1 protein-coding gene is annotated in these 501 nt (G+C 34.1%); it reads left to right on the forward strand.

Annotated elements, in window-relative coordinates:
• Positions 1-387 (forward strand): tyrosine-type recombinase/integrase (locus K1J10_RS10695; protein ID WP_223357364.1); only part of this gene is annotated, 387 nt, incomplete at its 5' end.
• Positions 388-501 lie beyond the last annotated feature (114 nt).

Raw genomic sequence — 501 nt, forward strand, 5'->3', positions numbered from 1 at the left:
CTCAAACAGCTGGAAGAACACTCGCTTAATCAGAGGAATGACTTTGTTGCACTTGACTTGACAATTGGGGAAAAAGAAAAACTTAAGGAATTTACCAAAAATATTGACGAACTACAAATAATACAGAGTACACCAATAACTATTACAAAAAATATGATTGATAAGAAGTTTAAGCAAATACTAGAAAGGGATAAAGATTTAAAGAGAATAAGAATTCATGATTTAAGACACTCTCATGCATCATTACTTATAAATCAAGGGGAAGATTATCTTGTTGTTAAAGAAAGATTAGGACACGCATCTATTACGACAACAATTGATACTTATTCCCATTTGTACCCTAGCAAACAGAAAACATTGGCTAATAAACTTGATGAGTTATTTTAAAATGGAAAAAATTGGTAACTCGAGATACAACAAAGAAAAAAAGACAAGGTCCGAAAACCTTGTCTTTAATACTATACCGGCGGCCGGGGTCGAACCGGCACGTCCTTGCGGACA

Source organism: Streptococcus australis, assembly GCF_019930045.1.
In the GTDB taxonomy this organism is placed as follows: domain Bacteria; phylum Bacillota; class Bacilli; order Lactobacillales; family Streptococcaceae; genus Streptococcus; species Streptococcus australis_D.